This window comes from Amycolatopsis azurea DSM 43854 (genome assembly GCF_001995215.1).
GTDB lineage: Bacteria > Actinomycetota > Actinomycetes > Mycobacteriales > Pseudonocardiaceae > Amycolatopsis > Amycolatopsis azurea.
Genome location: NZ_MUXN01000016.1, coordinates 1 through 11,939, shown reverse-complemented (window position 1 = coordinate 11,939; position 11,939 = coordinate 1). Strand labels below are relative to the sequence as shown.

Sequence of the window (11,939 nt, the reverse complement as noted above, 5' to 3'; positions counted from 1 at the left end):
TTTCGTTTATACGGATATACATTAAAGCCAATCGTCCGGACGCGGCCACGGCATCAGTGCGGCGAGCGCGTCCGTCACCGGTTCGGTCACCGTGTACCGCCCGCGATGGAACAGCAGCGGACGATCGTCGGACGGCTCCCCGAGCGCGGTCACCCTGCCGACGACGACGTAGTGGTCACCCGCCTCGTGCACGGCTTCGAGCGTGCAGTCGATCCACGTCAAAGCCCCTGCCAGCAAGGGAGATCCGGACGGTGCGGGCGCCCACTCGACCGACGCGAACTTGTCCGCGCCCCGGGCGCCGAACACCGCGCTGACGTCCTGCTGGTCTTCGGCGAGCACGTTGACGGCGAACCGGCCGGACTCGGCGAGCACCGCCCACGTCCGGGAAGTCTTGGCAGGGCAGAAAAGCACCAGCGGCGGATCGAGGGAGAGCGCCGCGAACGACTGGCACGCGAAGCCCACCGGCGCCTCGCCGTCGTGCCCGGTCACCACGGCGACACCGGTACAGAAATGTCCGAGCACCGTGCGGAACCGCGCCGGATCGATCTCCGCGGCGCTGTCGGAGCTGACTTCCGTCACCGGGGTCACGACTGACCCGGCGGACGGGCGCCGACTGAAAAGTCGTGTCCCCACAACGAAACCGCCGTACTCTCTCGGGCGATCCAGCTCTCGTCGTCCACCTGGCGTCCCTCGCAGCCGTATTCGACGTCGAAGCCGCCAGGGGTCTTCATGTAGAACGAGAGCATCAGATCGTTGACGTGCCGCCCGAGGGTGGCCGACATCGGCACCTTCCGGCGGATGGCCCGGTCGAGACAGAGGCCGACGTCGTCGGTGTTCTCCACTTCGACCATCAGATGCACGATTCCGCTCGGGGTCGGCATCGGGAGGAACGCGAGACTGTGGTGACGCGGGTTGCAGCCGAAGAACCGCAGCCAGGCAGGCGCGCCGTCGACGGGCCTGCCGACCATCTGCGGCGGCAGCTTCATAGAGTCCCGCAGCCGGAACCCGAGGACGTCACGGTAGAACCGCAGGGACGCTTCATCGTCGTGGGTGGACAGTACGACGTGCCCGAGTCCTTGCTCGCCGGTCACGAACTTGTGGCCGTACGGGCTCACCACACGCCGATGTTGCAGAGCGACGCCGTGGAAGACTTCGAGCGTGTTGCCGGAGGGGTCCTCAAAGGACACCAAGCCGTCGACGCGGCGATCCGCCAGCTGATCCGGAGTGCCTTCTTTGTACGGCACCGAGTGCGCGTCGAGCGAGGCGCGGATTTCGTCGAGTTCGCCGGCGTTGGCGACCTCCCAGCCCGCCACGGCGAGCCGGTCGTGCTCGCCGGGGAAGACCACCAGCCGCGCCGGGAAATCGTCCATACGCAGGTAAAGCGCTTCGGGATTCGTGCCGGAACCCTCGACCATGCCGAGGACCTTCAGCCCGTATTCGCGCCACGCGGCCATGTCGGTGGCTTCGATGCGGAGGTAGGCGAGCGAACGGATACCCATCAGGAGGCTCCCAGGAAGTCGAGTGCCAGCCGGTTGAACTCGTCGAACTTCTCCAGCTGCGCCCAGTGGCCGCAGCCGCCGAACACGTGCAGCTGGGCACGTGGGATCGTCTTGAGCGCGAGCAGCGCTCCGTCGAGCGGGTTGACCCGGTCTTCCCTGCCCCAGATGAGCAGAACCCGCTGACGCAGGCGATGCGCCTCGCGCCACAGCATGCCCTCTTCGTAGGTTTCGGGCTGGGCGAACGACTTGCCCATCGCCTTCATCGCGGCGAGTGACTCGGGCGCGCTCGCGACGGCGAACCGCTCGTCGATCAGTTCGTCGGTGATCAAGGACTGGTCGTGCACCATGATCCGCAGGAAGGCTTCTAGCTTCTCCCGGCTCGGGCCCGGCGGGGCGCTGAACCGGCCCAGGTTTTTGATGCCCTCGGTCGGATCGGGCGCGAACAGGTTGACGCTCAGTCCGCCGGGGCCCATCAGCACGAGCCGTCCGGCGCGTTTCGGATGGTTGAGCGCGAGCCGCACGGAAGTCCCGCCGCCGAGCGAGTTGCCGACGAAATGCGCCCGCTCGATGCCGAGTTCGTCCATCAGCCCGACGACGGCGTCCGCGCTGTGCCTGAAGTACTGCGGATGCTCGGTCGGTTTGTCGGACCGGCCGAATCCGGGCTGGTCGATGGCCAGCGTCCGGTAGTTCTTGCCGAACACGGGCAGATTGCGGCCGAAGTTGCTCCACGCCGACGCGCCGGGACCACCACCGTGCAGGAGGATCACCGTCTCCGGATGCTCCGTGCCCGCTTCGTGGTAGTGCAGCTTCAGTCCACCTTGAACGGTGGCGTACTTGCCTTCGGTCATCAGACCATCGCATTCTCGACGGGCAGCCCGAAGGCGCCGGTTCCGAACATGACGTAGGCGCGCTCGGCGTCGTTCGCCGCGTGCACCCGGCCGGCGTGGGCGTCGCGCCAGAACCGCTGGATCGGGGTTCCGGCCTGCAGCGCACGGCCACCGGAGTTCTCGAAGAGCCTGTCGATCGCGAAAATCGCGCGCTCCGTGCCGCGGACCTGATCGCGGCGGACCCGCAGCCGCGTGGGGAACGGCAGCTTCTCGCCCTTGCACGCCAGCTGGTACAGCTCGTCGATGTTGTGCGTCAGCTGGAGCCAGGCCGCGTCGATCTCGCTCGCCGCCTCGGCGATCCGCACCTTGGCGAACGGGTCCTCTTTGGACTGTTCACCGGCGTACGCCGCGCGGACCCGCTTGCCCTGGTACTCGACGTGCGCGTCGTAGGCGCCCTGCGCCATCCCGATGATGGGCGCGGTGATCGTGCTCGGATGCACCGAACCGTACGGCAGCTTGTACAGCGGCCCGGGATTGATCTCCTGGCCGGGCGTCTTGCACTTCGACGTCGCGATGAAGCTGAGCGCACGGTGCTTCGGGACGAAGACGTCGTTCACGATGATGTCGTTGGACCCGGTGCCGCGCAGGCCCACGGTGTCCCAGACGTCTTCGATCGTGTAGTCGGAGATCGGCACCAGGTAGGTGCAGAAGTCGACGGGTTTGCCGTCCTTGAACACCGGCCCGCCCAGCAGCACCCAGGTCGCGTGGTCGCAGCCGGAGGAGAAACTCCAGCGCCCGCTGAGCCGGTAGCCGCCGTCGACGACGTCCGCCTTGCCCATCGGCGCGTACGACGAGGAGATCCGGACGTCGGTGTCGTCGCCCCAGACGTCCTGCTGCGCCTGCGCCTCGAACAGGCCGAGGTGCCACGGGTGGACGCCGAGGATGGAGGCGACCCAGCCCGTGGACCCGCACGCGCTCGCGACGAGTTTGACGGCGGTGTAGAAGCTGACCGGGTCGGCTTCGAGACCACCGAACGTCTTCGGCTGCAACAGTTTGAAGAAGCCGGTCTCTTGCAGGGCCTTGACGGATTCCTCGGGAACGCGCCTGGCGTCCTCCGCCTCCTGCGCCCGTTCCCGCAGGACCGGCAGCAGCTCCCGGATCCCCGCGATCACGTCCTGCGCGGCGTGCTCGCTCATATGCGTTCCCTCTCTCGCCATACTCCGTGAACCGGATCCAAGACTAGAACACGTTCTCGTTTTTGTCGACCGATCCCCGGTCGAGGGCGCTGTGTGCTCCAGCACGGCGCCCGGAAAACACGCAGTCGGCCAGCGACAGACCGCTCACATAGGACCTAGAACAGATTCCCACCGCGGTCCGGCCCGCCGCGTACAGACCGCGGATCGGGACGCCGGACGACGACCGCACGGCGCCGGTCCCCTCGTCCACCACCAGGCCGCCCAGCGTCAGCATCGGGCACGGATAGCCCAGGTTCGGCTTGATCGAGACGTCGATCAGCGAGTACGGCGCCCGGTCCAGCGGACGCGCGAATTCCGGGGGTTTCCCCATCGGATCCGCACCGGAACGCGAGGCTTCGACGCTGGCGACCAGCCCGGCCGGGTCCACCCCGGCCTTGCGCGCGACGTCTTCGAGCGAGCCCGCGACGACTCTTTGCCGCAGCAGGTAACGCACCTGAAGCCCTTGGAACCACTGGCTTTGCCCGCGCGCGTCACGGCGCACCTCGCGCACGATGGCGTCGTCGACCAGCAGCCAGCCACGCCCTTCGTGGTCGGTGATCATGCGTTCGCCGACGGCCGCGCCGTACCGGGATTCGTCGATGATCCGGCCGCCCGACTCGCTCACGAGCAGGCCGCCGAGGAACGCCGACGGCGGGGTGATGAACCGCCAGGCCGAGATCCGCCCGAGTTCCGCGGTGGCCCCGCCCGCCTCGACCCCCATCCGGATCCCGGATCCGTCGTCGGCGGAGGTCCCGAGCGCGAGGCCGCCGCGGTACGCGGGCGCGTGTTCGCGCACCATCTCGCGGTTCGCGATGAACCCGCCCGCCGCGAGGACGACCCCGCGCGAGGCGGATATCCGCAGCTCACGGCCGTAGCGGCGTTCGATGCGCTCCACCCGTCGATGCAGCGACTTCCGCAGCGACGGCACGTAGATCCCCGGCTTCGCGGCGTACGCGGCGAGCTTCCGATGTGTCGCCCGCACACGCGCGGGCGCGTCCCGCAGGGTGGACACGACGACACCGGTCACGGTCCCGTCGGCGTCCACGATCAGGTTTCGAGCCGCGGTCTGCGGCAGCACCTGGATCCCGCGGCTCCGTACGGCGTCGGCCAGGCGTTTCATCAGCAGCTTTCCCGACGTCCCCGGACCTTTGACCCGATGCCCGCGCGGCGCCGGCTTGGCCGCGTCACGGAAGCCGCCCGCCGCCTCGCTGCCCGAGTAGTACAGATAGTGCTTGTCGCTCGGATACGACGTCTTATAGGGACAGAGGCTGCCCCCGAAGGGCACGCCGTTGCCCTCCAGCCAGGAGATCATCTCCGTGCTCCCCGCGCAGAACCGCCGCAGGGTCTCCTCGGAGACGACGTCGCCGACTTCGAGCCGCAGGTAGTCGTACATCGCGTCGACGCTGTCGTCGACGCCCGCGTCCCGTTGTTGCGCCGTCCCGCCACCGGCGTAGACGACACCTCCACTGACAGCGCTCGCACCACCGCCGGAGAACCGGTCCAGGACGAGCACCCTGGCTCCGGCGTCGGCGGCTTCGATCGCCGCACAGGCGCCGGCCGCCCCGAAGCCCACGATCACCACATCCGCGACGAGGGAGTCCATGACCCCACCCTAGAACTAGAACACGTTCTCGTCTATGGTGACTGGAGCAGCGCGAATGCTGCTACATGCTTCCTACAACGTGTTTCAGGTGAGGGGCGTATGGACTACGACGTGATCGTGGCGGGCAGTGGTGCCGCCGGGATGACCGCCGCACTGTCCGCAGCCCATCGGGGACTCGACGTCCTGGTCGTGGAGAAGGCCGCCCACTTCGGCGGCTCGACGGCGCGATCCGGCGGCGGCGTCTGGATCCCGGGCAACCACGCGCTGCGTGCGGCCGGGATCTCCGAACCCCCGGAGCGGGCGCACGAATACCTGGAGTCGATCGTCGGTGACGTGGTCCCGGCGGAACTCCGGTCGGCCTTCCTCGACCGCGGCCCCGAAGTCCTGTCCTTCGTCTGCGACAAGACACCGCTGCGCTTCCGCTGGGTCCGCGGCTACTCGGACTACCACCCGGAAGCCCCCGGCGGGCGCCCCGGCGGACGGTCGGTCGAACCGGCCGCGTTCGACGGCAACCTGCTCGGGCCGGAGCTGGCGAATCTGGAGCCGCCGTACAGCGCTCCCCCGCTGGGCGTCCCGATCACCCAGGCGGACTATCGGTGGCTGAGCCTGCTCGCGCGGCACCCGCGGGGCATCCTCCGCGTCCTCGGCCTCGGCGGACGCTGGCTGGTCGGCCGGATCCGGCGGCAGCGGCTTCTTTCCATGGGGCAAGCGCTTGCGGCTGGGCTGCGCGAGGGCCTGCGCCGCGCGGATGTCCCCGTCTGGCTGAACACGCCGCTCGTGGACCTGAAGGTCGAGGGCGATCGCGTGGTCGGCGTCGTCGTCCGCCACGAGGGTGAGGAGAAGCTGATCCGCGCGCGGCTCGGCGTCGTCCTCGGCGCCGGCGGGTTCGAGCGCAACGAGGAGATGCGGGTCAAGTATCAGCGCGCGCCCATCGGCACGGAGTGGACGGTCGGCGCCGAAGCCAACACCGGTGACGCCATCGACGCCGGGCTCAAACTGGGCGCGGCCGTCGACCTGATGGACGACGCCTGGTGGGGCCCGTCCATCCCGCTGACCGGCGGCCCGTGGTTCGCGCTCGCCGAGCGGTCGCGGCCGGGCTGCCTGATGGTCAACACGCGGGGCGAACGCTTCGTCAACGAGTCGGCGCCCTACGTCGAGGCCGTGCACGCGATGTACGGCGAGGGTGACGGACCCGGCGAGAACATCCCGACCTGGCTGGTGTTCGACCAGCGCAACCGCAACCGGTACATGTTCACCGGCCTCGGCCCGCGCCAGCCGCTGCCCGGCCGCTGGTTCAAAGCGGGCATCGCGGTCAAAGCGAGCACGATCGCGAAGCTCGCCGAGCGGATCGAGGTCCCGGCCGAAGCGCTGGAAGCGACCATCGAGCGGTTCAACGGCTTCGCGAAGAGCGGCGTGGACGAGGACTTCCACCGCGGGCGCAGCGCGTACGACCACTACTACGGCGACCCGCGGAACAAGCCCAACCCGAGCCTGGGCCCGCTGGACGTCGCGCCGTACTACGCGGTGAAGATCGTGCCCGGCGACCTGGGCACCAAGGGCGGTTTGCGGACCGATCCGCACGCGCGTGTCCTGCGCGAAGACGGTTCGGTGATCGACGGACTTTACGCGGCGGGCAACACGAGCGCGGCGGTGATGGGCCGCACCTACGCGGGCCCCGGCGCGACGATCGGCCCGGCGATGGTGTTCGGCTACCTTGCGGCCGAGCATCTCGCGAAGCAAGATCACACCAAAGCGGGAGGCAGCCGATGACGACGGAATCCGTACGGCAGATCGACGCGGGCGCGCTCCCTTCGCGGTTCGCGCGCGGCTGGCACTGTCTCGGCCTCGCCGAGCGGTTCCGGGACGGGAAGCCACACGCCATCACGGCGTTCGGGACGAAACTGGTGGTCTTCGCCGATTCGTCCGGCAAGCTGAACGTGCTCGACGGGTACTGCCGTCACATGGGCGGCGACCTCACCCAGGGCGAGGTCAAGGGCGACGAGATCGCCTGCCCGTTCCACGACTGGCGCTGGAACGGCAACGGCAAATGCGTCTCGATCCCCTACGCCAAGCGGGTTCCGCTGCGCGCGCGGACGAAGACGTGGCAGGTGCTGGAGGAGAACAAGCAGCTGTTCGTCTGGCACGACCCGGAGGGCAACCCGCCGCCCGAGGACGTCGTCATCCCGCGGATCGAGGGCGTCTTCACCGGCGAGTGGAGCAACTGGACCTGGGACTCGGTGCTGATCGAGGGCTCCAACTGCCGCGAGATCATCGACAACATGGTCGACATGGCGCACTTCTTCTACATCCACTACGCCTTCCCGACCTACTTCAAGAACGTGTTCGAGGGGCACATCGCCACCCAGTACCTGAACACGAAGGGCCGTCCGGACAAGGGAATGGCGTCCAACTACGGCGGCGAGGAGAACCTGCTGCGGTCGGAGGCGTCGTACTTCGGCCCCTCGTACATGATCAACAAGCTGCTCAACACGTACCAGGGTTTCGAGATCGAGAACGTGCTGATCAACTGCCACTACCCGGTCACCGAGAACTCGTTCGTGCTGCAATGGGGCGTGAGCGTGAAGAAGTTCGAGGGCGTCTCGGACGAGCACGCGGACAAGATCGCCGGCAAGTTCGCCAAGGGCATCGGCGTCGGCTTCCTGCAGGACGTGGAGATCTGGCGCAACAAGACGCGGATCGACAACCCGTTGCTGTGCGAGGAGGACGGGCCGGTCTACCAGCTGCGCCGCTGGTACGACCAGTTCTATGTGGACGCCGCCGACGTCACCGAGGACATGACTCAGCGGTTCGAGTTCGAAGTGGACACCAGCCGCGCCAACGAGGTCTGGGCGGCGGAGGTGGCCGACAACCTGGCGAGGCAGCAAGCGGAAGAGGCCGGGGTGTGAAGCCCGAGACCGTCGAATTCCTCACCGCCGGGCTACGGCCGCTGAACTGCCGTGCGTGCGGGACGTGCGTGCTGGTCAAGAAGAGCAGCATGCAGCACACCAGCATCCAGTGGACGAGTGACGCGTCCCGCAGCTGCCCGGTGTTCGCGGAGCGGAAGGCTTCCGGAGCGCAGACGGCGTTGCTCGACACCTGCGGCAATCTCGGCGAGAGCATCGAGATCGCTTTGAAGGACGGCGAGCTGGAGGTGCCCGAATGAGCGGTCCCGTCACCGTGACCGTGGCCGAGGTGATCACCGAGACGGCCGACGCGCGGTCGATCGTGTTCGAGATCCCGGCCGAGCACCTCTCCGTTTTCGCTTACACGCCAGGGCAGTTCCTCACCGTCCGGGTGCCGAGCGAGCGGACGGGCTCGGTGGCCCGCTGCTACTCGCTCTCCAGCGCGCCGCACGAGAACCGGGTCCAGGTCACCGTCAAACGCACCGCCGACGGCTACGGGTCGAACTGGCTCTGCGACAACCTCCGGGCGGGCCAGGAGGTCCAGGTCCTGCCGCCGGCCGGGGTGTTCAGCCCCGCGTCGCTCGACGAGGACTTCCTGCTGCTCGCGGGCGGCAGCGGCATCACGCCGGTGATGTCGATCCTGAAGTCCGCGCTGGCGCACGGAACCGGCAAGGTGGTGTTGCTCTATGCCAACCGCGACGAGCGGTCGGTCATCTTCGCGAAGGAACTCACGGACCTCGCCGCCAAGCACGCGGACCGGCTGGTCGTGGTGCACTGGCTGGAGAGCCTGCAAGGGCTGCCGACCGAGGCGCAGCTGAGGGCGCTGGTGGCTCCGTACACCGCGCACGAGGCGTTCATCTGCGGCCCCGGCCCGTTCATGGACGCCGCGCGCACGGTGCTGAAGGACCTCGGACTGCCGCGCAAGCGGATCCACCTGGAGCGGTTCCTGTCCCTCGGCGGGAACCCGTTCGAGGTGGCCGAGCCGGTGGCCGTCGAAGAGGCCGAAACCCCGGTGAAGGTCGAAGTCACCCTCGACGGCGAGACCAGGAACCTAGACTGGCCGCGCCGCACGAAACTGCTGGACCTGTTGCTGGAAAAGGGTTTCGACGCGCCGTATTCGTGCCGCGAAGGCCAGTGCAGCGCGTGCGCCTGCCGGATCACCTCCGGCGAGGTCAAGATGCTGAACAACGAGGTCCTCGACGGCGACGACATCGCCGAAGGCATCGTGCTGGCGTGCCAGTCCCTGCCGCTGACCGACGACGTCACCGTCACCTACGAGTAGGAGTTCCCCCGTGCCCATCGATCCTTCGGTCGCGATCGGCGCCGACCTCGGCGAGGTGAGCTTCGCCTGGACCGCGTCGGACGTGCAGCTCTACCACCTGGCCCTGGGCGCCGGATCGGATCCGATGAGCCCGCGGGAGCTGCGCTACACCTACGAGGACGGCCTCCAGGTACTGCCGACGTTCGCGACCGTGGCGGCGAACCTGCGCGTGTTCGAACCGCCCGCGGTCTCCTTCCCCGGCGTCGAGGTGGACCTTGGGAAGGTGTTGCACGGCAAGCAGGAGGTGATCGCGCACCGGCCGATCCCGACCTCGGGCAAGGCCGTGGCGCGGACGCGGATCGTCGACGTCTTCGACAAGGGCAAGGCGGCCGTGATCGTGAACGAGACGGTCGCCACCGACTCCGACGGGACTCCACTGTGGACGCTGCGGTCGAGCATCTTCGCCCGTGGCGAAGGGGGTTTCGGCGGTGAGCGGGGCCCGTCCGACCGCGTCGAGCTCCCGGCGCGGGAGCCGGACGCCGTCATCGACACACCGACGTTGCCGCAGCAGGCCCTGCTCTACCGGCTCTGCGGGGACCGCAACCCCCTGCACGCCGACCCCGGGTTCGCCGCGGCGTCCGGGTTCGACAAGCCGATCCTGCACGGCCTGTGCACCTACGGCGTCGTCGCGAAGGCCGTCACCGACGAATTCCTCGACGGCGACACCTCCCGCGTCGCCTCCTTCTCGGCCAAGTTCGCCGGCGTCGTCTTCCCCGGCGAACCGCTGCGGACCCGCGTCTGGCGTGAGCCCGCCGGGCTGCTGATCACGACGTCGGCACCGGATCGGGACGAGGCGCCCGTTCTTTCCGACACTTTCTTGACCACGACAGACTGAATCATCGTTCCCGCTGGTAGCGGGTCTGGCTACACTCGGCCGGGTGCGCCCCTTGATCTCCGACCCGTACGCCGAACTAGGCCGGGACTACGCGCGATCAAGACGCCCGGACCCCCGGATCGCGGCCACCGTGACAGCCGCTCTCGGCGACGCGCGCTCCGTGGTCAACGTGGGCGCCGGAGCCGGTTCCTACGAGCCGGGTGATCGCGATGTGGTCGCCGTCGAGCCGTCTTCGCGGATGATCGCGCAGCGTCCGGCCACCGCGGCCGCCGCCGTCCAGGCCCGCGCGGAAGGGCTGCCCTTCCCCGACGGTGCCTTCGACGTCGGCATGGCTGTGCTCACCGTGCACCACTGGACGGACGTGACCGCAGGGCTGGCCGAGCTTCGGCGGGTGTCGCGCCGCCAGGTGATCGTGACCTGGGACCAGGCGGTGTTCTCGCGATTCTGGCTGGTGCGGGACTACCTGCCGGAGATCGCCGAGCACGAGAGCAGGCTGGCCTGTCTCGACAGGATCGTCGAGGAGCTGCGCGCGGCGGGCGAGACACCCACGGTCGCTCCGCTGCCGGTGCCCTCGGACTGCGTCGACGGGTTCCTCGGCGCGTATTGGCGCAGGCCGGAGGCCTACCTGTCCGAGCGGGTGCGCGCCGGGATGTCCGGAGTCGCGCTGCTGGACCAGAACGTCGTCGCCGACGCCGTCGGCCGGTTGCGCGCCGACCTCGCCGACGGGCACTGGCACCGGCATCACGTCGGCCTGCTCGGCCGGACGGAACTCGATCTGGGGTACCGGCTCGTCAGCACGTGACCGAGTACACAATGGACACCTCCCGCCGCATGGACGGCGGTCGACCTCCGCTGCGAGGCGTGGTATTCATGGCTTTCGTGACAGCGAGGACGGGGGCGGCATGACGGCGGAGTACTTCGTGGTCCGTGGCCAGGTGGAGCAGGGCGATCAGCGGGGCCGGGAACTGGGCTTCCCGACCGCCAACATCGCGCTGCGCGACCAGGACGGCCAGGTCGGCGACGGAGTGTGGGCGGGCTGGGCCGAGCGCGCGGACGGCACGCGGATCGCGGCCGCGGTCTCCGTCGGCAGGCGTCCGACGTACTACGGCGCGGACGGCTACCGGCTCGTCGAGGCGCATCTGCTGGAGTTCAGCGGCGATCTGTACGGCGAGGTGCTGACCGTGTGGCTGGGGCACCACCTGCGGGAGCAGAAGGCGTACCCGTCGTCGGAGGCGCTGATCGCCGCGCTCGACAAGGACATCGCCGACGCGGGCAAATGGGCCGCGGACAACCCTGCCGAGGGCCTGCCGGACGCGGGAGACGCCGGGGACGGCGTCGTCCGCCGCGTCACCGCCTGAGCTGCCAGGCGCACCGTGTCGCGGACGTTGCGAAAGCCACTTTCGCAACACGCCTCCTTGGTCTGACTCGCCTCGTTCACGCCGACCGGGTAGTGAAGGCCTCCTTCACTACCTTCAGGGTAGGTAAGGAGGCCTTCACGGCATCCGGCCTAGACAGTCGCGAAGTTGTGAAAGCCACTTTCGCAACGTTGAGCGTTGCGAAAGATGCTCCTATTGATGTCAAGGGGTGAGGTCTGTGATGAGTGCTCGGTGGATTTCGCGGGCTGTGTAGCGTTTGAGGCAGCGGATGATGTGTCGTTTGGGGATGCCTTCTGTGGTGCGGCGTTGGACGTAGGCGTGAGCTTCCCCCCGTTCGCCG

At 68.6% G+C, this 11,939-nt stretch carries 12 protein-coding genes; 7 read left to right on the top strand and 5 right to left on the bottom strand.

Translation table 11 applies throughout. The features are described from left to right. Nucleotides 1–21: 21 nt before the first annotated feature. From hsaB to B0293_RS21080, 5 genes are read right to left on the bottom strand one after another with little or no spacing between them, the layout of a single operon-like run. Nucleotides 22–588, bottom strand: coding sequence for a 3-hydroxy-9,10-secoandrosta-1,3,5(10)-triene-9,17-dione monooxygenase reductase subunit (gene hsaB, locus B0293_RS21100; protein WP_005162198.1), 567 nt, complete (start codon nt 586–588; stop codon nt 22–24). Beyond that, on the bottom strand, nt 585–1,499 hold the full coding sequence (gene hsaC / locus B0293_RS21095) for an iron-dependent extradiol dioxygenase HsaC (RefSeq protein ID WP_005162197.1): 915 nt from the start codon (nt 1,497–1,499) through the stop codon (nt 585–587). Before hsaC ends, hsaB begins: the two co-directional genes overlap by 4 nt. Beyond that, complete coding sequence (gene hsaD, locus B0293_RS21090) at nt 1,499–2,347, bottom strand: 4,5:9,10-diseco-3-hydroxy-5,9,17-trioxoandrosta-1(10),2-diene-4-oate hydrolase (protein ID WP_005162189.1); 849 nt, start codon at nt 2,345–2,347, stop codon at nt 1,499–1,501. Before hsaD ends, hsaC begins: the two co-directional genes overlap by 1 nt. Continuing rightward, nucleotides 2,347–3,522, bottom strand: a complete 1,176-nt coding sequence (hsaA, locus tag B0293_RS21085) for a 3-hydroxy-9,10-secoandrosta-1,3,5(10)-triene-9,17-dione monooxygenase oxygenase subunit (protein ID WP_005162186.1) — start codon at nt 3,520–3,522, stop codon at nt 2,347–2,349. The genes hsaD and hsaA overlap by 1 nt, the downstream gene beginning before the upstream one ends. Nucleotides 3,523–3,565: 43 nt before the next feature. Further along, the gene (locus tag B0293_RS21080) at nt 3,566–5,164 is read right to left on the bottom strand and encodes an FAD-binding protein (protein ID WP_005162183.1); all 1,599 of its coding nucleotides are present in this window, start codon (nt 5,162–5,164) and stop codon (nt 3,566–3,568) included. 99 nt (nt 5,165–5,263) lie between these two features. On the opposite strand from B0293_RS21080, the gene kstD reads away from it, so the two are divergent. The 7 genes from kstD to B0293_RS21045 all read left to right on the top strand — a co-directional run bounded on the left by kstD (nt 5,264) and on the right by B0293_RS21045 (nt 11,581). Beyond that, nucleotides 5,264–6,934, top strand: coding sequence for a 3-oxosteroid 1-dehydrogenase (gene kstD / locus B0293_RS21075; RefSeq protein WP_005162181.1), 1,671 nt, complete (start codon nt 5,264–5,266; stop codon nt 6,932–6,934). Further along, entirely contained in the window at nt 6,931–8,070 is a 1,140-nt protein-coding gene (locus tag B0293_RS21070) for a Rieske 2Fe-2S domain-containing protein (RefSeq protein ID WP_005162178.1), read from the top strand. Before kstD ends, B0293_RS21070 begins: the two co-directional genes overlap by 4 nt. Next, on the top strand, nt 8,067–8,327 hold the full coding sequence (locus B0293_RS21065; RefSeq protein ID WP_005162174.1) for a hypothetical protein: 261 nt from the start codon (nt 8,067–8,069) through the stop codon (nt 8,325–8,327). The genes B0293_RS21070 and B0293_RS21065 overlap by 4 nt, the downstream gene beginning before the upstream one ends. Next, a complete protein-coding gene (locus tag B0293_RS21060; RefSeq protein ID WP_005162171.1) occupies nt 8,324–9,349 on the top strand; it encodes a ferredoxin--NADP reductase in 1,026 nt (341 codons plus the stop codon). Before B0293_RS21065 ends, B0293_RS21060 begins: the two co-directional genes overlap by 4 nt. A gap of 10 nt (nt 9,350–9,359) precedes the next feature. Next, complete coding sequence (locus B0293_RS21055) at nt 9,360–10,223, top strand: MaoC/PaaZ C-terminal domain-containing protein (protein WP_005162168.1); 864 nt, start codon at nt 9,360–9,362, stop codon at nt 10,221–10,223. Between the two features lie 52 nt (nt 10,224–10,275). After that, entirely contained in the window at nt 10,276–11,025 is a 750-nt protein-coding gene (locus B0293_RS21050; protein WP_039919061.1) for a methyltransferase domain-containing protein, read from the top strand. A gap of 100 nt (nt 11,026–11,125) precedes the next feature. Then, nucleotides 11,126–11,581 carry a riboflavin kinase gene (locus tag B0293_RS21045; protein ID WP_005162162.1) on the top strand — a complete coding sequence of 152 codons (456 nt, stop codon included), beginning with the start codon at nt 11,126–11,128 and terminating at the stop codon, nt 11,579–11,581. Nucleotides 11,582–11,939: the final 358 nt, after the last annotated feature.

What these genes read in the sequence shown, in the direction of transcription:
- hsaC (WP_005162197.1), bottom strand. Translation starts at nt 1,499, where the DNA reads ATGGGTATCCGTTCGCTCGCCTACCTCCGCATCGAAGCCACCGACATG.
- hsaD (WP_005162189.1), bottom strand. Translation starts at nt 2,347, where the DNA reads ATGACCGAAGGCAAGTACGCCACCGTTCAAGGTGGACTGAAGCTGCAC.
- hsaA (WP_005162186.1), bottom strand. Translation starts at nt 3,522, where the DNA reads ATGAGCGAGCACGCCGCGCAGGACGTGATCGCGGGGATCCGGGAGCTG.
- B0293_RS21080 (WP_005162183.1), bottom strand. Translation starts at nt 5,164, where the DNA reads ATGGACTCCCTCGTCGCGGATGTGGTGATCGTGGGCTTCGGGGCGGCC.
- kstD (WP_005162181.1), top strand. Translation starts at nt 5,264, where the DNA reads ATGGACTACGACGTGATCGTGGCGGGCAGTGGTGCCGCCGGGATGACC.
- B0293_RS21070 (WP_005162178.1), top strand. Translation starts at nt 6,931, where the DNA reads ATGACGACGGAATCCGTACGGCAGATCGACGCGGGCGCGCTCCCTTCG.
- B0293_RS21060 (WP_005162171.1), top strand. Translation starts at nt 8,324, where the DNA reads ATGAGCGGTCCCGTCACCGTGACCGTGGCCGAGGTGATCACCGAGACG.
- B0293_RS21045 (WP_005162162.1), top strand. Translation starts at nt 11,126, where the DNA reads ATGACGGCGGAGTACTTCGTGGTCCGTGGCCAGGTGGAGCAGGGCGAT.